We start from the raw sequence: 25,980 nt of genomic DNA, 5'->3' as shown, positions 1-25,980 counted from the left end.
TTATTAATTTCTACTTTTAGATATTTTTATGCTAATTTTCTTTTTATTTTTCGATTATACTAAAAATGATTAAGATAAAAAGTAAAAAAAAATTTTATGTTAAAATTAAATTTGTTATAAAAACACTTTAAAACACGGAAAAGTATAAAAAATACAATAATCATCCTTATAAACATATTTTCACCACAGTAAAAATGTACAGAAAATTCTTTCTTTTATGTCAATTGATTAATTCTTAAAAATAGGTGTCATAAAGAAACTTTTATAGTACCTTTATAACACCTGTCATAATACAAAATCACTCTGGCAATGCCCTTTTATTTACTTTTCCAATTGGGGTAACTGGTATTTTATCTATCCTCATTATTATCGTTGGAATCATATATGGAGGTAAATGCTCATTTAAATATTCTCTAACTGTTATGTCATTTATTTTTTCGCTATCATCATCATCAATCACATAATATGCACATATATACATATCTCCGTCCTCATTTGTTCTTGATATACAGACAACACTTTTAATTTCTGCAATATTGTTTATTATGTTTTCAATCTCATACAACTCTATTCTAAATTCATCAATTTTTACTTGATTATCCATCCTACCAATATAATCTAAATTTCCATCATCTAACCATCTTACCAAATCACCAGTTCTATACATTAATTTATTATGTTCACAAGTTTTGTAAGGATTTTCTACAAATACTTGCTCTGTTAACCCTTTTTTATTTAAATAGCCTCTTGATATTTGGATTCCTGATAAACAGAGTTCTCCTGGAACTCCAATTGGACATAGTTTATTTTTTTTATCTAATACATATGCATAAGTATTAAAGATTGGCTTACCTATTGGTATTTTCCCATACTCTTTATCCACATAAAAAGAAGTTGATACAACAGTAAATTCTGTTGGTCCATACTCATTATATAACTCATAGTTACGTTTTCTATATCCTTTTAATCTTTCTCCTCCAGTCTGCACAACCCTAAGTGAACTATTGTTACAGTTTTGTATAAATAATCTTGCAAACGCTGTTGGTAATGCTAATATAGTTATATCATTTTCCTCACAATACTCATTTACTGTATATTCATCAAATTTTGCTTCTTCTGGCATAATGTTTATTGAAGCACCCATCAATAGATATGGAAATAGTTGTTTCATTACAGCATCAAAACTAAAACTTAAATATATTCCACATCTATCATTTTCTGTAGCACTTATAGCTTCTATACTATAATAACACATGTTTACTAAACTCTTATGCTCTATAGCTATAGTCTTTGGCCTACCAGTTGACCCTGATGTAGATATTGTATATGCACAGTTTGATGGTGTTATTTTTTCAGTTAAGTCATATCTGTTTTTAAATATGTCTTCATCATTTATATCAATTACTATTGTGTTTTCATTTATAACCTTACATCTAAGTTCGTCTGTAGTTATTACTACTTTTGCATTACTGTCTTCAAGAAGGTAATTTAATCTTTCTTCTGGATTACTTGTGTCTATCGGAAAGAATGCTCCTCCTGATTTCATAATTCCTATGGCTGTAACAATTATATTAATGTCTCTTGGCAACATTACAGCTACTATATCTTCACTTTTTACCCCTATATGATTTAAATAACCTGCAAGTCTATCAGTTAATTCATCAAGTTCTCTATATGTCAAATTTCTATTTTCATCTCTAGCACCTACATTATTAGCTGTTCTCTCAACTTGTTCCCTAAATAAATCAATATAACTTCTGTCATATGGTATCTCACATTTATTATCATTAAAATCTTTCAATAATATTCTTTCTTCTTTTTTACATACAAATTCCAAATCTTCTATTAAAATATTGTTATTCCTTATTATCTGTTCTATTATATAATCAAATTGATTTAATATTCTTCTAATAGTTTCTCTTTTATATATAGATGGCTTATATTTTATTTTTATTTTTAATGCCCTTTTAGTATAAACTATTACAGATAAATCATATCCTTTTTTTTCTATGTCATAGTCATATGATAAATCAAAACTTTTAGCTACAAATATTGTATTTATAAGTTTAGTGTTCAAATGATTTTTATTCTCTATATCTGATAGTAAATAATATCCATATTCTAAAGACCTACTCCATTGCCTTTTCAATTTTTTTACAACATCTATAAATTTTTCGCTTTGTCTAACCTTAACTCTTATTGGAATTATATTTATTGTTTTTCCAAAAACTACATCATCTTCATATGTATACTTTTGTAATATCAGTCCATAGATAGTTTCTATAATAGAACTTATGCTTATATTATTCATTTTAGAATACTGAATTAATTTTTCATGTTTTTCAATATCAATCTTAAAAATTTCATCTACAACTTCGTCAGAACAATCTTTATAAAAAAAATCATTTGGAATTTTTGCTAGATTGGTATAATCATCTAGCAAATCCATCCAATAATTCATAGCTCGTTCTAAATTAACTTCATACATATCAAAATTCCCCCTTACTACTAAATCTATAGAAAAAATTCTTTTGGAATTTTATTTTTTTAAGTACAGAAATATATTAATAATACATATGCAAGCTCTAAACACATGAGCTTGCATAAACTTATACTTATATATTATGACTATTAAATTCGTAATATTTATAATGTTTAAAATATATTATAACACATATATGATTTTATTTTCTTACATTTATATAATATATAAATTATAAATTGTTATTTAATTAATGCATAATTATATTGTTTAGAATATGATATATTATATTAATTAAAATTTTATAAGAAGAAGTTATATTTATTGAAAGGAGTTTTACAAATGAACATTTATGCTCACAGAGGTTTTAGTGGAAAATATCCAGAAAACACTATTCTCGCTTTTAAAAAATGCTTAGATATGGATATATACGGAATAGAACTTGATGTTCACAAGACTAAAGATGGAAAAGTTGTAGTTATTCATGATGAAACAGTCGATAGAACTTTTAATGGACATGGTTTTGTAAAAGACCTTACTTTAAGAAAACTAAAAACCTTAAACTCATCCTTTGAAGGTTACCAAAACAATAAAGAATGTAAAATTCCAACTTTAGAAGAAGTATTAATTTTAATTTCGCCTACAGACTTAATCTTAAATATAGAACTAAAAACTGACAAAGTAAATTACACTAACATAGAAAAGGATGTTTTGAAACTTATTTTAAAATACAATATGAAAAATAGAGTTCTTATATCTAGTTTTAATAGTAATAGCTTAAAAAATTTTCATAAATTAGACCCCAGTATAAAAACAGCTTTATTGTGCTACTTGCCCATAAACAATGTAGTTGAATTTGCTAAATTTCTAGGAAATAGCTATCTTCATCCTCCTTTAATTCTAGTAAATGAATCTCTAGTTGAACTTTGTCACAAAAACTTACTAGGTGTCAATGTATATACTGTAAACGAAGAAGAAGATATGCTACACTGCCTAGCCCTTAATGTAGATGGTATTTTTACTAACTATCCAGATATAGCTTTAAAACTTTTACAATCAAAGCAATACAGCTAGTTATATAGTAGTTTATACTCCTTGACTTTTATATGATTAATATGTACAATTTTATTAAATTTAGCTTGGAGGTATACTTATGGATAACTTATTAAATGAATTTGAAGCTTTAAAAAGTAATTTAGATAATTTACCAATAGAAAAAATAGAAAATTACGATTTGTGTAAGACAGCTTTATTTATAATTGATGTAAATAATGGTTTTGCAAAACAAGGTGCCTTATACTCCCCTAGAGTAGAATCTTTGATAAAGCCAATTGAAATTTTCACAAAAGAAATATCAAATAAACTAAATAAAGTAATTGCATTTACTGATTGTCATACCCCCAAATCTATAGAACTTTTAAGTTATCCAGTTCACTGTTTAGAAAATGATGTGGAAAGTGAATTGGTTGATGAACTTAAATCTATAGAAAATCTACAAGTTCTACCTAAAAACTCTACTAACGGATTTTTCGCACTAGAAAATCTGAACTTTGATGGTATAGATAATATAATTATAGTTGGTGATTGCACAGATATATGTATATATCAATTTGCAATAACACTAAAATCTTATTTTAATCAATATGATATGAAAAAAAATATAGTTGTTCCTATGAATTTAGTAGACACTTATGACATTCCCAATGTTCATCCTGCGGAGATTTTAAACCTAGTATTTTTTAATAGTATGCTTCAAAATGGAGTTAATGTATTAAAAGAAATTCGTTTATAATAAATACTTTATATATTTGTATAGAGATACAGTTTTGATAATAAGATTATTCTATACAAATATTACTTAATACAATTAATTTAACATAACTAAAGTATGTAAATATAAAAATCGCAATTTAAATATTCTTCTACACATCTTCTGTAAGAGAAATTAAATTGCGATTTCTATTTTTTACATAATACTAATCAACTATACTGCTTCAATAGTTAAATTTATTTTTTAATAATCGTATTTATTTGTAGTTTCACACATAACTACTTTTATCTTTTTATTAAACATATTCTTATATTCTAATAAAAACTCATTTAATTCTGAGTCCATAAGATTTATTTTTTTATCACTACAAAGCATTATTTTTTCTTGATCTATTATTACATTAATATCATTTAAATCATTTTTTATGAATGTTGTTATACAACTCTTCGGTTGAATTTTCTCACCATATTTCTCATAAAATCCTGCACTCTTTTTAAACGATTCTAAATCTTCTGTAGATACTTTGCTGGAAGTATTATTACTCATAAAACCTGCTGTAGAAGGGTCGATTCCAAAGTTTCTAAGTTGTTTTTCTACTTCTTCAGTGTCCATACCATATCTTTCCATGAACTGTTTTTGTATTTTCATAAACTTTTCTTGAGATATGTCATTATCTTTCATATAATCAAATATTTTTCTTGAAAATTCAGCCATCGACATCTTTCCATCCATAACAGAAAAATATAAGTTATATATGTATTGCTCAAATTTATCTACATCAGAATCTTTAACTTTGTTTTTTAATTCGTTAAAGTCAATTATTCTATCATCAGACATTTTTTATCCTCCTAGCTAAATTTTTACTTGTATAAGATTATACCATACTTCTAATATATTTATATACACACTATTTTTTTAATTTAACCATTTTTTCTGTTGCATCTAATTCACACATTCTTCCTAAAGGAATAGTTATCATTGGTATACAGTGCCCAGATTGTAGATTATATATAGCTGGCTTATTAACCTTCTGTGCAAATTCTTCCAATAGTTCTATTAAATCATCTTCTTTGATACAGTTTTTAAAATCTCCAAAAATTATACCATTACATTCATCCAGTTTTCCTAAAGAATACAATTGAGTTAACATCCTGTCTAATTTATATTGACATTCTCCAATTTCTTCAATAAATAAAATTTTATCCTTTGCATCTATTTCATATTTAGTTCCTATTGTAGAAATTATTAGAGATAAGTTTCCTCCCATTATTATTCCCTCTGCTTTGCCTTCACATACAGTATAAATCTTTTCTTCTTTTGGATTTTCTAAATATAGTTCATCTTTAAATTCTAAAGCATCTACTAGAGATTTATAAGTAAATTCATCCCATTTTGCTACATCTGCTGCCATTATTCCATGATATGGTAAAAGACCACAATTTTTATAAAAAGCTAGATTTAAACCTGTTATATCAGAAAAACCTATAAATGGTTTAGGATTTTGTTTTATTATTTCATAATTTATTTTATCTAGTATTCTTGTTGTTCCATAACCTCCTCTTAAACACATAATCATATCTACTTCTTCATCTAGGAACATCTCTTCTATATCTCTTACTCTAATATCATCATTCCCAGCTAAATAACCTTTATAATTTAGTCCACAACTTTCAGAAAATTTAACTTCATAACCATACTTCTCTAAGTTAAATTTTATTTCTTCTAGACTTGTATTTCTCAATGGTCCAGAAGGCGCAATTACTCCTAACATCTAAACACCTCTTATTCTAAAATGATATATTCTAATTTATGCTAAACCTCTCTACTATAATTATAAGACATTTTATTTATACTTGATACAGAATAATTATTTATATAGAATAATATAATTATAATAATGAAGAAAAATAAATTTTTAATATAGTTAGGATGTGTTTTATGATTAATATTAAAGCTCTTTGCCATGATATAAATGATTGGGTTATAGATATTAGAAGAGATTTACACAAAACTCCAGAACTTGGATTAGAAGAATTTCAAACTAAGAAAAAAATTATTAAGTATTTGGATGAAATAGGTATAAATTATATTGAATATGAAAATCACACAGGAATAACTGCATATATAAATGTAAATCCAAACTTTGAGACAGTTGCTATAAGAGCTGATATAGATGCTTTACCTATAACAGAAGAACTCAATCCACCTTATAAATCCATTAATCTAGGTAAAATGCACGCATGTGGCCATGATGCACATACTGCTATTTTACTCGGTACTTGTAATATACTATTTAAATTAAAGTATTATTTAAATGTAAATGTAAAGTTTTTTTTCCAACCTGCTGAAGAAACTATTGGTGGTGCCAAACTTATGATAGAAGATGGATGTATGAAAAATCCAGATGTAAATTATATATTTGGTCTTCATGTAAATCCCAATATTGATAAAAGTTTAATTGAACTAAAATACAATACTTTAAATGCATCAACAGATACACTTTGTATAACTGTATATGGCTCAAAATGTCATGGAGCTTATCCACATCAAGGTGTTGATGCTATAGTTATCTCTGCTCATATCATAACTGCTTTGCAAACAATTGTTAGCCGAAATACAAACCCTACTGATTCTGTAGTTATTTCTTTAGGAAAAATTGAAGGCGGAATTAAAGAAAATATAGTTTGTGATAAAGTTATTATAAAAGGAACCTTAAGAACTTTAACCCAAGAAACCAGGGACTTTTCAAAAAAACGAATCAAAGAAGTTTGTTATTTTACTTGCAAAACATTTGGAGGAAAGATTGATGTTGAAATTGAAGAAGGTTATCCTGCCCTTATAAATTCAAATTCTCTTGTGGATTATGTTAAACAAAATGCAGTAGAATTATTTGGAAAAGAAAATATTTTGATTAAAGATACACCTACTCTTGGTGCTGAAGATTTTTCATATTTTTTGAAGTATTGTGAAGGTGCTTTTTATCACCTTGGTTGTGCAAATCAGGAAAAAAATATTAATTCTCCTCTTCATACAGCTACCTTTGATATTGATGAAGATTGTCTTATCACTGGCGTTATGCTTCATGCTAAAAATGTATTATCCTTTTAATCATATACTTCTGTCTCCTTTTTATATTGACTCTCACATGGTGTTAGGGTTTACTCTAAAATTACAAATGACAAACCAAATAATTGGAGGTAATATTATGAAACAAATTTTAGTAAATCCTATAGGAAAAATACGTGTTCAAGGTGAAGAAATTTCTATCGAATTGGATAAAAAGTATATACCTGCATTAAAAGAGCTTGATGAATTTAGTCATTTAAATGTAATCTGGTGGTTTGATGGATTTGATAACGTTGAAGCAAGAAGTATCTTAGAAACTCCAAAACCTTATAAAAAAGCACCTGATGTTATGGGAATATTTGCAACAAGGTCACCTATTAGACCTAATCCAATAGCATTAACTACTGTACAAATTATTAGCATCGACCATGAGCATGGTACAATAAAAATTCCATATATTGATGCTAATGATAATAGCCCTGTTATCGACTTAAAACCATATACTCCAAGTATTGATAGAATTGAAAATCCATCAGTTCCTGAATGGTGTAATCATTGGCCTAAATGTGTAGAAAAATCAGAAGAATTTGATTGGGAAAATGAATTTGAATTTTAGTTTATTTAAAGTAGAGTATTAAATTAAGAGATTTTAATTTAATACTCTACTTTATTATATTTTAATTCTATAAAGTATTCGTTGTATTTAATTTTCTTGAATTATATAATTGCTTTTATCCACTTTCATATTGGCAAATTATCTTGTATACTTAATGTAAATAATTATAAAGGAGAATACTCATGACAATATTTAGTCTACAAGCAGCAAATTTATTTGGATGGATAGCTATGGTTCTTGGCGTTATTATGTCAATTAATGATAGTAAAAAGCATTTGCCAAAATTTAAGAACTTAAACTATATTTTCTTTGCTTTTATGGGCTTATTCTATGCATTTACTTTATTTGCACTTGCCCAAAGTTTTACATCACATATATTTAGAATAGTAAATTGTATCATTTATATAATAGTTTTAATTGCATGCAATAAAGTTTCTACAAATAAAAATCTCAACAGTAGTTTTTGGACATTAGTAGGATTTTCAATAAATCCTATTTTAGCAATAATCATTGTATTTTTTATAAAAAACAAAAAATATAATTAGAACAAAATATTTTATTAAGGGTTATTTGATAACTACAAGATATACTTGAGTATATATTATTAGTTTATTATAACCCCCTAAATATCTTCTTTTTACTAATTCTATAGAATAATTCTATAACTCAACTCTTTCTACTAATGTTAAAACGCTACAATCATTAAACAAACTTAAAAATAATATCTATCAATGTTTTAAGTATGTTAAACTAGTAAATGTAACTACTTCTATGTTACAATCTTATATAAATATTGTATATAGCGAAACTGGTCTAATAGATACTAATAGCGTTATATTTTTAATATCAGTTATTTTTCAGTTACAGATTTAATAATAATTAATAATGAGACATAATATTTTTCTGCCTTTTATTAATTGTATATTTACTGTTATCTATTGTTATCATTAATAATAAATTTAAGGGGGATTATATTATGAAGTTATATTTAAGTGCCGATATAGAAGGTACTTGTGGCATTGTAAATTGGGATGAAACAAAGCTTGAATGCGAATTTTCAGAGCACTATAGAACACAAATGAGCAAAGAAATAGCTTCTGCATGTAATGGAGCTACTCAGTCTGGTATGCATGAAATACTTGTTAAAGATGCACATGATAGTGGCAGAAATATTAATCCAGATATTTTGCCTGAAAATGTCAAAATACTTAGAGGATGGACTAAAGACCCACTAGTTATGATGGCTGGGATTGATGAAAGTTTTGATGCATGTGTATTTACTGGTTATCATTCTGGAGCTACTTGTAATGGTAATCCACTTTCTCATACTATGGATATTGACTATGACTACTTTAAAATAAATGATGAGATAGCATCTGAATTTACTATAAATGCTTATGCTGCTGCATACTATAATGTTCCTGTGGCATTTTTAAGTGGAGATGAAATGCTTTGTGAAAGTGCAAAAAAACTAAACCCAAATATAATCACTGTTCCTGTTTCAAAAGGAATTGGAAATGGCTCAATTTCAATTCATCCAAATCTTGCACTAAAAAAAATAGAAGAAGGTGTTAGAGAATCTTTATCTGGAGATTTATCTAGACATTTAATAAAATTACCAAACAAGTTTAAAATTGAAATAAAGTTTAGAGAACATTACAAGGCTTTTAAAGCTTCTTTCTACCCAAATATGAAGAAAATAGATTCTCAAACAATACTATTTGAAACAGAAGATTATTATGAATTTTTAAGAATGTTGTTATTTATATAAATTTCATGTTATACATAAGGAGTTGATTGAGATAAGTAATAAAAGAAGGATTCCTTTAGGCGAATTTATTTCTGTATTTTTATTTTTTGCTGTTTTTTTTGGTATAACTTTTTGTATTTTCACTGTTATAGGAATTGGCTTCTTATCATTCTTAGGTTTTGAATATAAATCTCTTGGGTCTGTACTAATTTTCTTTTTGATATATTTTTGTATAACTATGCCAATTGATTTTCTATGCACTACCATTTTAGATATATTTAGATACGTAAACAAATTGCCGTATTCAATTTACAAATTTTGCGAATTTATAATTGATTTTATACTAACTTTTTTAGCTATGAACATAATTGATACATTTATGGGTTCAATAACGATTCCTTTAAGTACAGAAATTTTATTTGCCTTACTTTCTTATCTCTTATCTGAATGCATGGATTTTTTTGATAAAGATAAGAAAAAATCTTAATAAAAAGATAGATTACTTAATAGAAGATTTATATATTCCTATTATCTAATCTATCTTTATTTGTGTAATCTTTTATATTTAAAATATAGTTTCTTCTATTTCTTTAGTCATCTTTATAGCATCATCGAAAAATTTATCTATATGCACCACTTCATCACTCACTCTTGAATACTCTGCTGCAAATGCCATTATATGACTTTCTATAGCATCTTTTGCTGATACTTTTCCTTTTTCTAAGTTTTTACTTGAAACTAATTTAATGAACTCAGCTATGAGATTTCTATCATATTCTTCTACCATATTTTTCTTATTTGATGGATTTATAACTACTTCTTCATTTTTTCCAAATTCTTTAATTCTTATCTCATTTTTATTTAAATCTCCACCAACTTCTCCATGACTAAACATCATCTTTATAGTTCTTCCATTTTCTTTAGTAAATGCACATAGATTAAAAGTAGCTGTTACTCCATTTTCAAATTGTAATATATTTACCATGTTATCTACAACATTATTATCACATCTGTAAACACATCTTCCATATGGGCTTGTTTCAAGTATCTTTAAAAGATTCTCTTTTGTAGGATTTATATGTACAGCTCTATTTATATTTCTGTCATTTTCTAGGTAAATTTGTTTTGCAGAATATGGACATTTCTTTTCTACTAAACATTGAAGGCAATTCTGTGCCATTTCTCCCCCAGCATTTTCATTATTAAGATGCTTTAAACTTCCAAATGCAGAGATTTTTTTACATCTACTACCTACCAAATATAATAGAATATCCATATCATGACAACTCTTCGCCAAAATCAAAGGGCTTGTCTCATTACTATTTCTCCAATTTCCTCTAGTAAAACTATGAGCAAAATGCCAATATCCTATATTCTCATTATATTGTATACTAACTAACTCTCCTAATTTTTTGCTTTCTACAATTTCTCTTAATTTATTGTAAAATGGAGAGTATCTAAGTACATGACAAATCATAAAAATCTTATCTTTATATTTATCACACAGGTCATTTATATGTACTAATCCATCTAAACTATTAGACATTGGTTTTTCCAATAATATATGATAACCCTTTTGAAGAGCTAAACTTGCTACGTCATAATGTCTATCATCATTTGTAGCTATTATGACTGCATCTGCCATTTTATCCTGTTTAAAGAATTCTTCTAGACTTTCAAATACATTTTTGCTATTTAAGTTATACTTTTGTGCAAACAATTCACGTCTTCCTTCTTTAGGTTCTGCTACAGCAACTATCTCACATATATCAGAATTTTCATAAACATATGGAGCATACGCATATGTACCTCTATTACCTGCTCCAATCACAGCAACTTTTACTTTTTCCATACTTTAAATTATCCCCTTTATATTATTTCTACTACTTTATTATATTCTATTTTTATATATATTTGGATATTTTTGATAAAAGAAACAGCAGTTATAGTTTTTTACTTTTAACTGCTGTTTTGACTTAATATGCTATACCTTTTTAGCTTAATATTATTTATTTTTAATATAAACTTTGATACTATTTGTTCATTTATTTTGCTTGTCAATTTCTTTATCCAATTTGTCTAATTTTTTATTGTATAAAAACATATAAAATGCTGCTGAAAATACTATTACATATCCCACAATACTTAGTGTATCTGGATAAACATTAAACAAGAATATACTCAAGATTGCTGAAAATATTATATTACTATAGTCAAATATAGAAATTTCTTTGGCTGGCGCATACTTATATGCTAAAGTTATACCAAATTGACCTAAACTTGCAAATACTCCACCCAATAACAAATACACAAGTTGCATAAGAGTCATTGGTTCATACACTGCAAAAGCTATTGGTCCTACAGTAACTAATGAAAAAACTGAAAAGAAAAACACAATTGTATAATAATCTTCTCTATCTCCAAGAATTCTTAAACAAGTATATGCCATTGCTGCAAATACAGCTCCTGCGACTCCTCCTAGATATGGAATTACTTCAACACTAAATGTTGGTTTTATTATAAATAAAGCTCCTATAAATGCAATTATAATTGCCCCTATCTGTTTTATGTTTATTTTTTCTTTTAGAATAATTGCACAAAATATAACTACGAGAAAAGGACTCATTTTATTTAGCATATTAGCATCTGAAAGCATCAACTTATCAATTGCATAATAATTAAATATAACTCCTAAAGTTCCAAAGATTGACCTATATAAAAGAACCTTCATATTTTCTTTTTTACCTGTTAAACTTCCTTTATGTTTTATAATAAGCCAAAACGCTATTATAGCCGATACCAAGTTTCTAAAAAATACTTTTTGAAAACTTGGCAAATCGCCTGCCAGTTTTACAAATGCAGACATCATTGCAAAACCAAGAGCTGATGCCATTATAAACATTATACCTTTTATTCGATTTGATTTGATTGTACTACTCATATTTACCTCTTTTCTATACAAATACATAAACCTATATTTAAAAACCACTTAAAAACTAAAATTTATAAATTGAAATAATAATTATCTAAATATTCCAATTTATACTATAATTAAAAGTATAAATTATGTCAAGTAACTAATAAATCTTTTCAATTAATAACAATAATAATTATAAGTAAAAAGTTATATCTTTTTATAGATTATTCTCCAAATATATAATATAATTCTATATAGTATAGACTTTTTTTAATTTATTATTTAGATTTTTAGTGGATTTTTTAATTATGGAGGTATTTAAAATATGGAAATAAAAAGATATGAAGGAACTGGAAGAATGAGTAGAGCTGTAGTTCACAACAATACAGTTTATTTATGTGGACAAACTCATGCTGAAGGAGGAGTAGTTGAGCAAACTACTGAAGTTTTAAATAAAATAGAAGATTTATTAAACAAATACGGTTCAGACAAACAACATTTACTATCTGTTACTATTTATTTAAGAGATATGAAAGACTTTGAAGCTATGAACTCTGTATGGGATGCTTGGGTTGAAAAAGGATTTGAACCTGCTAGAGCTTGTGTTGAAGCTAGACTTGCTAGAGAGCACTTATTAGTTGAAATGAGCGTTGTTGCAGCTACAAAATAATTTCTTTAACTTTAATAAGTAAATATAATCACTTTAACCTATAAAGAGATATAGTATTGATTTATACTATATCTCCTTATTATTTAATTTATTAATTTAATTATTTTCTATTGGCAATATCAATCTAGATGGGTATTTACCTCCATGATAAATTGTATTTTTTGCTTTTGTATACTCAATACTGTTATAACCATCTTTAGTGTTACTATTTGGGAATATAAAGTTTTTTGCACTAGATGTTATATCTAACCTAATTCGATGTCCAATTTTAAATGTATTTGATATTTTTGAAGTTGTTATTGTGAACTTATAAATTTCTCCTTCTTCCATAAATTCTGACTTATAAAAACTATTTCTGAATCTAGCACTTAGTATACCATCAGCTAATTTAATTGAGTTTCCATCTGAATCCACATCCATAATTTTTATAACCCAATCAGTATCTCTTGCAGAACTTGATGCAAAGAATTCCAACTTTATATCACCTGTTATAGTAAATTCTTCACTAAAAGCATCTGATGTATAACACAACATATCACTTCTTTTCTCCAAATCTTTATAATTATTTGGAACTCCCACTTCATTTTCTGACATATCAATCAACTGTATTGAAGGGTCTTTTGGATTATATATGTAGCTATCATAACTATATTTTGAACATTCTTCAAAAGATAGTTTTCCATCCCCTAAAGATGTATTAGCATTTCCACCACTTATTAAATAGATACTTTTATCTATTTTATTTTCTATTGGCCAATTTTCTGCCATCTTCCATTCATTCGAACCTACTGAATAATACTCTATTGGAGCAGTCTTATCTATATCATTTTCTATTCCTTTTAAGTATTTATCAAACCATAATAGATAGTTATAGTCTACATCATACCTCAATGAATTATCTCCAAAAGGAATATCATTTATATCCCTTATAGTGTTTGAATTATGCATCCAGGGACCTAATATAGCCTTTCTCTTTCCTCTTTCATAATTTTTTATTACATCCAAAGCTTCTGTAGTACCCATACCGTTATCATCATACCATCCAGATATGACTAATGCAGGCACATTTATTTTATCTTTTTTTAGATGCCAATCCATCCTATCCCAATATTCATCCTTTTCTACTCTTTTTATCCACTCTTCTAAAAATTCTATTCTATATCCAAGTGCTTCAATAGGTATATTTTGTATCGGTCTTATATTTAAAACATCATCCCAGTCATCTCTTATCATTTTACTTCTATCAACTTTATTTCTTGATACCATAAATGCCCATGCAAGCATTCCAGATACAAAAGCTCCACCTTTTCTTGGTATATCAATGAAAGGGCTACCTGCTGTAACTATACTAATTAAAGCTTTTAGGTGTTTGTTTCCTGAAGATGCAGCTGCCCATTGAACATAACCAAGGTATGATGCTCCCAGCATTCCAACAACTTCATTTGACCATTCTTGTGCTACTATCCAATTTATAGTACTATCTCCATCTTCTCTTTCATATATCATAGGCTCCCACTTACCTTCTGATTCATTTCTTCCCCTGACATCTTGTATGACAACAGCATATCCCCTTTGTACATACTTATAATATATTTCTTTATCACTTTCTTTTCCATATGGAGTTCTCATAAGAATTGTGGGTACTTTTTTAGTAGAGTCTTCAAACTTAGGAAGATATACATCTGTAGAAAGTTTTATTTCATCTTTCATATCAATCATGTAATTTCCATCAAATTTTATAGGATATATCTCTTCATTTTCATGTGTTTTTTTCCACTCTTTTAATATCGTATAATCCTCATATCCATCCATAATTAATATAGTACAAGTTTCCCTAGACAAACATATAAATCCAACTACTTTATTATCCAAAACAATTACATCTAAAGGAAATTTTTTATTTCTTTGAACCCAGATATAGTCATTAAACTTAGAATATGTTTCTCCTAACTCATTTACAACTATACTTTTGTCTGTGTTTATTAAACTATTGCTATAAACATTGAAATTTTCAAATAAAAATTTCAAATCTATTTTTGTAAGATTTAAATAATATGTGCCTTCCTCTTTACTCATAGGTTTTATTTCTTCTATTTCATTTGTAAAAGGATTCAGCTTTTCAATAAGTAAAACTTCGTCAAATACTACATTACCACTATATAAACCAGATATATATAACTTAAACTTTCTCAATAAAGTCACCTCCTATAGACCAAGAAACATTTTTATTGCATATGCCACCGATATGCCTGCATAATTTCCTAATACTCCACCAATTACCCCCATAACTACAGCTACACTTACAAGCGAATTCCATTTTGCTGAAGCAGCTACTAAAGCTGATGTTGGACCATCAGCAATTGCTCCTACTATAGAAAGTATTACATATTGGTACTTTATCTTTAACATTCTAGTTACAAATAGATGGAAGGCAAATGAAGCAAATATTATGCTAAAGCAGTAAAACGTTATAGTAAAAGTTGAACCTAAAAACTCTTTTATATCTACTGAAAATCCTATTGTACATAAAAAGAATAATGCAACAAATAATCCTAAATCTAAATTACCCTTTAATTTTTTTACTGGTTTTAACTGAGCAATTATAATCGAAATTGTTGTAACTAAAAGAATTCTTGCTGCACTACTAAAACTTGAACTAAAATATCCTGAAAGTATTGTTGCAATCTCTGTAACAACAAAACCTATAGCCAACATCCAAGCAATATCTTTTATACTCCACTCTTTTGATTGCATAAATTCTTCGTTCTGGCAATCTTCTAATTCCGATTCTTCTACATGATATGGCCAAAGCTTTTGAAATTTCTTTGAATTTTTTAATACTGCTGGAAGTGCAAACATAAATATTAATGTTGGAACTCCAATTACATAATCTGCTGCATTTGCTGCTGCTAGAGTCTGCCTACTTACATTAAGACCAGTTCCAATAGCTGTAAGATTAGCGCTTCCTCCAGTATATGTACCTACAAACATCCCTGCGACTTTCCATCCTTCTGATATTTCGCCTGCAAATACCAATCCAAATAAAAACGCCATTATACTTACTGTCAATACTGCCACAAAAATTGCTATTAAAGGCTCTCTTGATAGTTTTGTCATTTCTTTTAAGTCAACACTCATCAACATTATAGTCATGGAAACTGGTATAGCATATGTAGAAATAGTTCCATATAATTCTGTACTTACTGGAACTACTTTTAAATTTGAAAGTATTATTCCCATTATGATTATTGTAAGTGCTGGCCCTAAACTTTTAGTTACTTTATATTTTTGTAAGTAAAGTCCAAATGCAATCATAGCTGTCATTATTGCAAGTATACTGCCTGTACTTGAAAAAAGTGTATTCATATTTACCCCCCTAATTTCATCATAAGTTCACTTCTATTCCTAAACCTGGTTTATTGACAAGATTCATAATATCTCCATCCATTTCAAATCCTCCAGATATACTTTCTAATTCTTCACAAAACATAAAACTATCAAGGTCAGCTTCTGTTATATTCTTCTTAGATGCTATTAAATTTGCTGCTGCTGTTATACCAATCCTTGTTTCAAGCATACATCCTAACATACAATTAACCCCACTTGCTTCAGCTATATTGTTGATTTTTATTGCAGGATAAATTCCGCCAGATTTCATTAACTTGATATTAAATGTATCAACTGCATTTTTCTTTATAGCTTTAATTGCATCTATTGGTGAATGCAATGACTCATCTATCATAATCTTGGTATTACTCTTATTTCTTATGTAGGAAGTTCCATCTAAATCCCAATGTGGAAGTGCTTGTTCAATCGCATCAACACCAAATTCTTCTAGTTTTTTGATAGTATTTATACTACTATTTACATTCCAACCTTGATTTGCATCTATTCTAATTCTTATATTATCTCCAACAGCTTCTCTAATTAATTTTACGGCTTCAATATCTTCTTCAGGTCTTATTCCAGCTTTAAGCTTCAATATTCTAAAACCTTCTCTAACTCTTCCCAGTGCTTCTTCTGCCATTTTCTCTGGTTTATCTATACCTATAGTTACATCTGTTTGAACTTTGTTATCATATCCTCCAAGAACCTTATAAAGAGGTACATTCATAATTTTACCTTTAAGGTCATACAAAGCTATATCAATTGCTGCTTTAGCAGAAGTATTACCTATTATGATTCCATCCATAATTGTATGTATAGTTTCAATATCTAATGGGTCTTTACCTATAAGTTCCTTCTTAAACATAATTAATATAGAAAGTACAGTATCTAAAACTTCACCTGTAACTGCTGCAAGAGGAGCAGCTTCTCCAAATCCATAGTAACCTTCATCAGTCTCAATTTTTAAGATTATGCTCTCTCCATATTCAATTGTTCCAAACGAAACTACAACAGGCTTTCTTAATTTGATTCTTAATTTCTCAAATTTAATATCTGTTATTTTCATGTTAACCTCCTTATTTTTGAAGTAATAATTTAATTTTTTTACTTTTATACTTTAAATTATATTATTACTTCAATACTTCTGTCAATATAATTTACTGAAAATTTACTTTTTTCTAAAATATTCTACAATAACACCCTTTAAATTAATAATCATATATTAAATTCTTCTGCATTATATTAATTCATCAATAATTTATTTTTATAAGATTTTATTTGCATCTCACTAATTGCTAATTCTTAAAATCTTCAATACATCTTTCTTGCTACTACTTCTATGTTATGCTATAATTACTTTGTTTTAATCGAATATTTTGTATAAATTTTATTATTTGGAGGTTCTTATGCTAGGGGAAAAGATGAGAAATATAAGAAAAAACAAGAAAAAAACACTAAGTGATGTTTCCAAATTGACAGACTTATCTATAAGTTATATATCTCAAATCGAAAGAGATGCTATCGAACCATCCTTGTCTTCATTAAGAAAAATCGCTGAAGTTTTAGATACTCCTTTATATATGTTTATGGATGATAATAATACTGATGATTTAGTCATCAGAAAAGAAGATAGAGTTATGATGAAGTTTCCAAAAAGTGAAATGTTTTATGAGATAGTATCTCCAATGCCAACAGCTGATTTTGCACCTTCAATTTTACTTGTAGAATTTGAACTTAATCCAGAAAGTGAAGATGCTAAAGATTGTATCTATCATGCATCAGAGGAAATCATGGTAGTAACAAGTGGTGTGGTTGATATTTGTATGGGTGAAAAGATAGTAAGATTAAATCCAGGAGACTCAACATTTATAAAAGCCAATGTACCTCATAAAATCATCAATCCAAGTAAAGATACAATAGCTCGTGGATATGGTGTTATATCACCTCCCATTTGGCCGATAAAGTCCAAGTAAATATCTATAATACAATTGTTTAATACTTAAAATGTTTAATACATAAAACCAAAACGTAAGCTCTTTTAAAATTAATGTATCTACTCAAACAAAAATAGCTATTTGACTAATTCAAACCATTTTAATAATGGCAAATAGTAAATAGCTATTTCTAAATTGTATTTTAAATTGTAACAAAAATTAATATTAATTAAATTTAAATTAAACCGCTATATCATTTAATACTTTGGCTTTAACAACTCTTATATTTTTCATACTTTTATATATATCTTGAATCTTATCTTCTTGTTCTCTCAATAATCTATGAGCTTCATATATATCTACAAATTCAAACTTTACTACATCATTTGGTTTTGCTTGTGCCAACTTATATAAATCTACACTTATAACATTCCCTATTTTAGTATATCCACCACTAGTCTGTCTATCTGATAGCATTATAATAGGTTTCCCATGTCCAGGTACTTGTATAGCTCCATAAGAAATACCATCAGAGATAATATCTGCTCCATTAAGGTGCTTTATACTCTCTCCATCTAGTCTACAACCCATTCTATCTATTTCATTTGTAACTTTGTATTCATTTGATAAGAATTTTTCTACTTCATCTTTAGAAAAAGCATCAAATTGAGGACCTTTTACAATTCTCAGTACTATTTCTGAACTATAATTTGGAATATATTTTGAATTTAATTTTTTATTTATTGTAAAATCTTTTTCCTGAGCAAAAGTATTTATATAATCACCTTTTTTAAGTGCTCTACCTTCAAATCCACCAATCTTAGCTCTTGTATAAGTTGATTTACTTCCCATTGCAAGCGGCACATCTATTCCACCAGCTATTGATACATATGCTCTAGCTCCTGATTTTACACCTCTAAATGATAATATGTCACCAGGATTTATTTGATATGACCTCCAATTTTGAATCTCTTTTCCATTTATTCTAGCTCCTAAATCTCCGCCAGTTACTGCTATTTGTGTATATTCATCAAAGGTAATTGTAGGACCTAACATTAGAACCTCCAAAGAAGCTTCATCTTCAGAATTTCCAACTAATATATTTCCTACTCTATGTGCATATTCGTCCATTGCTCCACACCCAGATACACCATATTGTCCATATCCAACTCTACCTCTGTCTTGTATTAATGTTTGGAAACCTCCTAATTCTACTTTAAATCCCATATATACCACTCCCTGCATTATCACTATTTTTAAACACTTAAATTATTTTTTTCAATTTCTATAAATTCATCTAAAGTTATTGGAACAAACTTTATAAAATCTCCAGCTCGAAGTAAAATTTGCTCTTCTCTATTTTCATCATATAGTTTTAAAGGTGTTCTACCAATTATTTGCCATCCACCAGGGCTATCTATAGGATATACGCCTGTCTGAGAACCAGCTATTCCCACACTTCCACCGTAAATTTTAGTTCTTGGTACTTCTAATCTAGGTGTAGCTATTCTTTCATCCATTCCACCTAGATATGGAAATCCAGGAGTAAATCCTAACATATATATTAAATACTCTCTGCCTGTGTGTATATTTATGACTTCATCTACAGTCAGATTATTGTAGCTTGCAACAGTTTCAATATCTATACCAAATACCTTATCATAACATACTGGAATTTCATGTATTTTAGGTTTTGGTAGCTCTATACTTTCTAAATTATTTTCTATTTTTTTTAAACTCTCAATTAAACTATCAAAATCTATTTTCAAGGGATTGTAACTTATCATAAGTGACCTGTATGTTGGCACCATTTCTGTGACAATACCTTTAAGATTGGATATTTCTATCGCTCTCATAAACGAAATTACTTTTTTATTTATATCTTCTGATATCTCATTTCCAAATTCAGCAACTACTGCTTTGTCTCCTGATAGCAAGTATCTAATTTCCATAAATGTCACCTCTTCTAAATTAAGCAAATAAAGTACTTAGACTACTAAGAGAAGTTATTCCTGCATAAGCAGATATTAAAACTACTATTAATCCAAATATCAAAAGCCATGTAGGATGTTTATAATCACCAACAATATCTTTTCTCTTAGATGCTATAAGCATTATTCCTAAAGTTATTGGAAGTATTAAACCATTTAAAGCACCTGCTAAAATTAATAAAGTTGCTGGTTTACCTATAAATGCCATTATAAGTGTTGATATAGCTATAAATGCTATTATAAAGTACTTTTCATTTTTTGCTATAAAAGGATTTAGCGTCTTTAAGAAAGAAACTGATGTATAAGCAGCTCCTATAACTGATGTAATTGCAGCAGACCATAATACAAGCCCAAAGAATTTATATCCTATCGCTCCTGCACTAAACTTGAAAGCTGAAGCTGCTGGATTTTCTGGGTCAAGTTGAAGCCCTTTTGAAACTACTGCTAATATTGCTAAAAATAGAAGTACCCTCATCATAGTTGCAACTAATATCCCTAAAAGAGATGATTTAGTTATTTCTTTTATATTTTCTTCACCTGTTATTCCAGCATCTATTAATCTATGTCCTCCAGCAAATGTTATATATCCTCCAACACTTCCTCCAAGTAGAGTTATTATTGGAAATATCAATATCTTTGGATTTTCTGGTTTTACCATTCTATAAACTGCTTCTCCAACAGGAGGATGATTTGATATTGCTACATATCCAACTATAATTATCATGCCTAATGCTAAAAACTTAGTTATCTTATCTACTAAAGAATTTGAATTCTTTGACATAAATACAAATATTGCTATTAATCCACTTAATATAGTTCCTAATGTCATATTCATATTAAACATTACATTCATACCAAGTGCAGCTCCACCAACATTTCCTATATTAAAAGCTAATCCACCAAGACCTACTAAAAAAGCTACAAAGTAACCCAATCCAGGTACTATTTTATTTGCTATATCTTGACCTCTAAGCCCTGATACACCAATTACTCTCCATACATTTACTTGAGCTCCTATAAAAAGGATAGTTGTAATTAATACTACAAATGAAAAACTTGGCCCAAAATCTTGAGTAAACTGTGCTGTCTGAGTTAAAAACCCTGGCCCAATTGCTGATGTTGCCATTATAAATGCGGCTCCTATAAGTGCCCCAACGTCTTTTTTACCTTTTTCGTTATCAGTAATATTTTTTGTACTCATATTTTATTTCCCCCTCATATTATCAACCTTACAATATGTCCTCTGATGAACAAACTTCCATATTTTCTAATGGACAAACTTCTATACTTTCTAATTCAAAACGTTTTCTTATTTCTTTAACAAACTCTATTGCTTTTGGATTGTCTCCATGCACACATATAGAGTCTGCTTTAATATGTATAATTTCACCAGTTATGGTTTCCACTGTTCCTTCTTTTACCATCTTAACAACTCTATCTATTGCAGTTTCTGTATCATGTATAACGGCTCCTTCTACATTTCTTGGAACCAAAAAACCGTTGCTATCATAGGCTCTATCTGCAAATACTTCATTTGCAAACTTAAGTCCAATCTCTTTAGCTGAACTTATCATTTCACTATTATATAGCCCTAACAAAGTAATATCTTTATTAACTTCATATATAGCTTCACAAATAGCCATGGCCAAATTTTTGTCTTTTGCAGCCATATTATATAAAGCTCCATGTGGCTTTACATGCTGTATATTACATCCATTTGAACTTGCAAATGCCATTAATGCTCCCAATTGATACTTTGTATAATCTTTAGCTTCTTGTTTTGTTATTTTTATCTCACGTCTTCCAAATCCTATTAAATCTAAAAAACCTGGATGTGCTCCTATTTTAACTCCATTTTCTTTGGCAAGTTTTACTGTTTTATCCATGTGACTAGGATCTCCTGCATGAAATCCACAGGCTATATTAGCTGATGAAATATATTTTAAGACTTCTTCATCTAAACCAATCTTATATGTTCCAAAACTTTCTCCTAAATCGCTATTTAAATCTACTTTATACAATTTATGACCCCCCTTGCTAACATTTTGATAGAATAAGTAGTTTTAATTTTTAAATTTTGTTTATTATATATATTGCATGAAATATTTTATTACTTGTATGCATTTTTATTTTTCCAACTATTTCAATACATTTAATTAATATAATTTTACCATTTAAGGAATTTTTTTGCAATTATTTTAAATCGACATTCATTTGTAGTTCTTTTTCAAAAAACATTTTTCCTATTTTTTAGTTAATAATTAATTATTTATAGATAAATTATAGCTTTTGACTTTCATTTTTAAAGCATTTTTCAATTTTAATAACTTTATATGCAAGACAGAAGTGTTTTTTTTCATTCATTTGTTTATTTCATCTATATAATTATTTATTTTTCTCCATAGAATGTCTTTAAATTCCCTTAAATACTTCATTACATACTTTGAAGAGCAAAATAAAAATATGTATACTAAATGCATGTTAAAATATTATTTTAAAAAAACGACAATATTTGTACATAATGTAGACATATAAATTTATAAATTATACAATAGTATTATTAAGATTATATATTTTTTAACATAAATTTTATATTGGAGGAAAAACAATGGAAAAAAACTATACTATGCCAATATACCAAAAGATAGCTTTGGATATTGCAAATAAAATATATACAGGTGAAATACAGGAAGATTCAGTATTGTTTGGACGCTCTGTTTTGGCTGGTAAATACAACGTATCACCAGAAACTATAAGGAGAGCTGTTAAAATTTTAGAAGATATTGGTGTTGTTAAAAGCATAAAAGGTAAAGGTGTTATTGTATTATCACCAGGCAAAGCTTCTTCTTTTATAAAAAAATATAGAGACATTACAAATATATCATCATATAAATCAACACTTTACAATTTAATAGATACTAAATCAAATCTAGAAAATGAAATCTTAGATACTATAAATAAAATTATAGATTATTCTAATAGACTCGAAATAATAAACCCCTTAGTGCCCGTTCAGTTCACAATAAATTCTAATTGTAAGTACATTGGCCAAACAGCTGCACAAACTAAGTTTTGGCAAAATACAGGGGCTACAATCGTTGCAATTAAAAGAGGTGAGGAACTTATAATCTCTCCTGGTCCATATATTGAATTTTTAGAGGGAGATATTCTTTTGGTTGTTGGGGACCAGCATATTTATAATTCTATACCAATGTTTTTATACGAAAATGAAAAATAGATTATACTACTTGGTTACAACTATACAAAAATATAAATTTGAGAATAAAAAAGTAAAAATAAAAAAGTAGAGCTTTACAAAAGCCCTACTTTTAAATTCAAATGCATCTAACCTTTAAAGGTCTTGCTCATCTTCTTTTTCCCAACTTAAAGCTCTTGACACAGCTTTCTTCCAACCTTTATATAATCTACTTCTCTTCTCTTCACTCATATTTGGATTAAACTCTTTTTCGACTGACCATTTTGATGTAATTTCATTTCTTCCAATATAGAATCCTACACACAATCCTGCTAAATAAGCAGCTCCCAAAGCTGTAGTTTCTACTATTTTAGGTCTATCTATATCTACATTTAGTATATCTGACTGGAATTGCATTAAGAAATTATTATTACTTGCTCCTCCATCAACCTTTAATGACTTTAATTTTAATTTTGAATCGTGTTGCATTGCTTCTAATACATCTTTTGTTTGGTACGCAATTGATTCCAATGTTGCTCTAATTATATGCTCTTTTTTTGCACCTCTTGTAATACCCAATATTGACCCTCTAGCATACATATCCCAATATGGAGCACCAAGACCTGTAAATGCAGGTACTACATACACACCATTAGTATCTTCTACTCTATTTGCATAAATTTCACTATCGCTTGCAGATTCAATCATTTTAAGTTCATCTCTAAGCCATTGGATAGATGCCCCTCCAATAAATATACTTCCTTCTAATGCATAAGTTACTTTTCCATCAACACCCCAAGCAATTGTTGTAAGCAAACCATGTTTAGATTTAACTATATTGTTACCTGTGTTCATAAGTAGAAAGCAACCTGTTCCATAAGTATTTTTTGCAGTACCTTCTTCAATACAATTTTGACCAAACAAGGCTGCTTGTTGGTCTCCTGCGCATCCAGCAATAGGTATTTTAGCTCCTGATAGCATACGTTCATCTGTATGACCATAGACATAGCTAGAAGGTTTTACTACTGGTAACATACTTATTGGTATATCTAGTTCTCGTAGTATGTCTTTATCCCACTCTAAGTTATTTATATTGTACATCATCGTTCTAGATGCATTTGAATAATCTGTTATATGTACTTTTCCACGCGTTAAGTTCCATATTAACCATGTATCTATAGTACCAAATAATAATTCGCCTTGTTCTGCTTTTTCTCTAGCACCTTCTACATTATCTAGTATCCACTTTATCTTTGTTGCTGAAAAGTATGCATCTATCAAAAGACCCGTTTTTTCCTTTATCGATTCCTCTAATCCTTTACTTTTGAGTACATCACAGATTTCTGATGTTCTTCTACATTGCCATACTATTGCGTTATAAATCGGTTTCCCAGTATACCTACTCCAAACAATGGTAGTCTCTCTTTGATTAGTTATACCTATTGAAGCAATTTCTTCTGGTCTTATACCTGCTGTTTCTATGACCTCTCTCATTACCCCACTTTGTGAACCCCATATTTCCATAGGGTCATGTTCTACCCAGCCAGCTTTTGGATAAATCTGTTTAAATTCCTTTTGCGCAATTTTTACTATTTCACCTTTTTTATTAAATAATATAGCTCTTGAACTAGTTGTTCCTTGGTCTAGTGCCATTACATACTTCTTTTCCATCATTTTACTCTCCTTATCATATAATAATATTATTAACTTATTAAAAAGAAAAATCTAATATTACATAATTTTAGTACATATTCCTGTTTAAATATAAAAAATATAAATTTAATTAGATTAAATACTTATATAATAAGACATTTATTTTACACCATATCTATATATTAATATTATACATTATAGCTTTCATATTGATTAATAAATTTTAAAGGTTTATAATAAACAGTGTTCATAATAATTTTAATAGAAGAGGTGGTCATATGCCTAAGATTTTAGAAAACGTAAAGGAAGATATACTAAAAGTGTCTCGAGATATGATTTTGGAAGAAGATTACTCAAATATTAGTATAAGAAAAATAGCTCAAAGGTGTGGTATAAGTGCAGGTACAGTATATAATTACTTCAAATCAAAACGAGAAATAATAGAATATATTACAAAATCAGAATGGGATTTATTGATAAGGCGAATTGAATACTCTAATAAAAATAGTGATAATTACATTGAAAAACTAAATATTATCTTTACAGA

Annotated in this window: 24 protein-coding genes; 11 read left to right on the top strand and 13 right to left on the bottom strand. The window is 28.0% G+C overall.

Going from position 1 to position 25,980, the window contains the following annotated elements; all coding sequences use genetic code 11:
* Positions 1–298: 298 nt before the first annotated feature.
* Complete coding sequence (locus tag KGF52_RS06630; RefSeq protein WP_227839546.1) at positions 299–2,488, bottom strand: amino acid adenylation domain-containing protein; 2,190 nt, start codon at positions 2,486–2,488, stop codon at positions 299–301.
* Between the two features lie 336 nt (positions 2,489–2,824).
* On the opposite strand from KGF52_RS06630, the gene KGF52_RS06625 reads away from it, so the two are divergent.
* Together KGF52_RS06625 and KGF52_RS06620 are read left to right on the top strand one after the other, a co-directional pair.
* Positions 2,825–3,556 carry a glycerophosphodiester phosphodiesterase gene (locus KGF52_RS06625; RefSeq protein ID WP_227827272.1) on the top strand — a complete coding sequence of 244 codons (732 nt, stop codon included), beginning with the start codon at positions 2,825–2,827 and terminating at the stop codon, positions 3,554–3,556.
* Between the two features lie 79 nt (positions 3,557–3,635).
* The gene (locus KGF52_RS06620; protein WP_227839545.1) at positions 3,636–4,274 is read left to right on the top strand and encodes an isochorismatase family cysteine hydrolase; all 639 of its coding nucleotides are present in this window, start codon (positions 3,636–3,638) and stop codon (positions 4,272–4,274) included.
* A 222-nt stretch (positions 4,275–4,496) separates the two neighbouring features.
* Here KGF52_RS06620 and KGF52_RS06615 read toward each other — a convergent pair whose 3' ends face one another.
* On the bottom strand, positions 4,497–5,090 hold the full coding sequence (locus KGF52_RS06615; protein ID WP_227434304.1) for a DUF3867 domain-containing protein: 594 nt from the start codon (positions 5,088–5,090) through the stop codon (positions 4,497–4,499).
* A 70-nt stretch (positions 5,091–5,160) separates the two neighbouring features.
* Positions 5,161–6,024, bottom strand: a complete 864-nt coding sequence (locus tag KGF52_RS06610; protein ID WP_227827270.1) for a S66 peptidase family protein — start codon at positions 6,022–6,024, stop codon at positions 5,161–5,163.
* A 167-nt stretch (positions 6,025–6,191) separates the two neighbouring features.
* Between KGF52_RS06610 and KGF52_RS06605 the strand changes: the two genes are divergently transcribed.
* From KGF52_RS06605 to KGF52_RS06585, 5 genes are all read left to right on the top strand, one after another.
* Positions 6,192–7,361, top strand: a complete 1,170-nt coding sequence (locus tag KGF52_RS06605) for a M20 family metallopeptidase (RefSeq protein ID WP_227839544.1) — start codon at positions 6,192–6,194, stop codon at positions 7,359–7,361.
* A 97-nt stretch (positions 7,362–7,458) separates the two neighbouring features.
* Entirely contained in the window at positions 7,459–7,935 is a 477-nt protein-coding gene (locus KGF52_RS06600) for an SAM-dependent methyltransferase (RefSeq protein WP_227839543.1), read from the top strand.
* A gap of 182 nt (positions 7,936–8,117) precedes the next feature.
* Entirely contained in the window at positions 8,118–8,480 is a 363-nt protein-coding gene (locus KGF52_RS06595) for a hypothetical protein (protein WP_227827267.1), read from the top strand.
* 431 nt (positions 8,481–8,911) lie between these two features.
* Entirely contained in the window at positions 8,912–9,706 is a 795-nt protein-coding gene (locus tag KGF52_RS06590; RefSeq protein WP_227839542.1) for a M55 family metallopeptidase, read from the top strand.
* Between the two features lie 22 nt (positions 9,707–9,728).
* Entirely contained in the window at positions 9,729–10,172 is a 444-nt protein-coding gene (locus KGF52_RS06585) for a regulatory YrvL family protein (RefSeq protein WP_227839541.1), read from the top strand.
* A gap of 78 nt (positions 10,173–10,250) precedes the next feature.
* On the opposite strand, the gene KGF52_RS06580 is transcribed toward KGF52_RS06585, so the two are convergent.
* Both KGF52_RS06580 and KGF52_RS06575 read right to left on the bottom strand, forming a co-directional pair.
* Positions 10,251–11,537, bottom strand: a complete 1,287-nt coding sequence (locus KGF52_RS06580; RefSeq protein WP_227839540.1) for a Gfo/Idh/MocA family protein — start codon at positions 11,535–11,537, stop codon at positions 10,251–10,253.
* 189 nt (positions 11,538–11,726) lie between these two features.
* On the bottom strand, positions 11,727–12,626 hold the full coding sequence (locus KGF52_RS06575) for a DMT family transporter (protein WP_227827263.1): 900 nt from the start codon (positions 12,624–12,626) through the stop codon (positions 11,727–11,729).
* 301 nt (positions 12,627–12,927) lie between these two features.
* Here KGF52_RS06575 and KGF52_RS06570 point away from each other — a divergent pair, with 301 nt between their 5' ends.
* The gene (locus KGF52_RS06570; RefSeq protein ID WP_227434296.1) at positions 12,928–13,272 is read left to right on the top strand and encodes a RidA family protein; all 345 of its coding nucleotides are present in this window, start codon (positions 12,928–12,930) and stop codon (positions 13,270–13,272) included.
* Positions 13,273–13,368: 96 nt separating this feature from the next.
* Here the strand turns inward: KGF52_RS06570 and KGF52_RS06565 are convergent, their stop codons facing one another.
* Genes KGF52_RS06565 through KGF52_RS06555 form a run of 3 tightly spaced genes read right to left on the bottom strand, consistent with a single transcriptional unit; the run spans position 13,369 to position 17,725 of the window.
* A complete protein-coding gene (locus KGF52_RS06565) occupies positions 13,369–15,474 on the bottom strand; it encodes a CocE/NonD family hydrolase (protein WP_413927389.1) in 2,106 nt (701 codons plus the stop codon).
* 3 nt (positions 15,475–15,477) lie between these two features.
* The gene (locus KGF52_RS06560; RefSeq protein ID WP_227827261.1) at positions 15,478–16,638 is read right to left on the bottom strand and encodes a DUF819 domain-containing protein; all 1,161 of its coding nucleotides are present in this window, start codon (positions 16,636–16,638) and stop codon (positions 15,478–15,480) included.
* A 19-nt stretch (positions 16,639–16,657) separates the two neighbouring features.
* Positions 16,658–17,725, bottom strand: coding sequence for a dipeptide epimerase (locus KGF52_RS06555; protein ID WP_227839538.1), 1,068 nt, complete (start codon positions 17,723–17,725; stop codon positions 16,658–16,660).
* Between the two features lie 340 nt (positions 17,726–18,065).
* Here KGF52_RS06555 and KGF52_RS06550 point away from each other — a divergent pair, with 340 nt between their 5' ends.
* Entirely contained in the window at positions 18,066–18,632 is a 567-nt protein-coding gene (locus KGF52_RS06550; protein ID WP_227827259.1) for an XRE family transcriptional regulator, read from the top strand.
* Positions 18,633–18,833: 201 nt separating this feature from the next.
* On the opposite strand, the gene KGF52_RS06545 is transcribed toward KGF52_RS06550, so the two are convergent.
* Genes KGF52_RS06545 through KGF52_RS06530 form a run of 4 tightly spaced genes read right to left on the bottom strand, consistent with a single transcriptional unit; the run spans position 18,834 to position 22,605 of the window.
* Positions 18,834–19,820: a biotin-dependent carboxyltransferase family protein gene (locus tag KGF52_RS06545; protein ID WP_227827258.1), complete on the bottom strand. Its 987-nt coding sequence runs from the start codon at positions 19,818–19,820 to the stop codon at positions 18,834–18,836.
* 29 nt (positions 19,821–19,849) lie between these two features.
* Entirely contained in the window at positions 19,850–20,545 is a 696-nt protein-coding gene (pxpB, locus tag KGF52_RS06540; protein ID WP_227827257.1) for a 5-oxoprolinase subunit PxpB, read from the bottom strand.
* A gap of 19 nt (positions 20,546–20,564) precedes the next feature.
* Entirely contained in the window at positions 20,565–21,785 is a 1,221-nt protein-coding gene (locus KGF52_RS06535; protein WP_227839537.1) for an NRAMP family divalent metal transporter, read from the bottom strand.
* Between the two features lie 28 nt (positions 21,786–21,813).
* Entirely contained in the window at positions 21,814–22,605 is a 792-nt protein-coding gene (locus tag KGF52_RS06530; protein WP_227839536.1) for a 5-oxoprolinase subunit PxpA, read from the bottom strand.
* 587 nt (positions 22,606–23,192) lie between these two features.
* On the opposite strand from KGF52_RS06530, the gene KGF52_RS06525 reads away from it, so the two are divergent.
* Positions 23,193–23,822, top strand: a complete 630-nt coding sequence (locus tag KGF52_RS06525) for a TrkA C-terminal domain-containing protein (protein ID WP_227827254.1) — start codon at positions 23,193–23,195, stop codon at positions 23,820–23,822.
* A gap of 114 nt (positions 23,823–23,936) precedes the next feature.
* On the opposite strand, the gene glpK is transcribed toward KGF52_RS06525, so the two are convergent.
* On the bottom strand, positions 23,937–25,451 hold the full coding sequence (gene glpK, locus KGF52_RS06520; protein ID WP_227839535.1) for a glycerol kinase GlpK: 1,515 nt from the start codon (positions 25,449–25,451) through the stop codon (positions 23,937–23,939).
* A gap of 260 nt (positions 25,452–25,711) precedes the next feature.
* Between glpK and KGF52_RS06515 the strand changes: the two genes are divergently transcribed.
* Positions 25,712–25,980 (top strand): TetR/AcrR family transcriptional regulator (locus tag KGF52_RS06515; RefSeq protein WP_227839534.1); only part of this gene is annotated, 269 nt, incomplete at its 3' end.

It is taken from the genome of Clostridioides sp. ZZV15-6597 (assembly GCF_020657815.1).
Classification (GTDB): Bacteria; Bacillota; Clostridia; order Peptostreptococcales; family Peptostreptococcaceae; genus Clostridioides.
The sequence above is the reverse complement of the archived record's forward strand: the minus strand, read 5'-3'. Positions and strand labels throughout refer to the sequence as shown.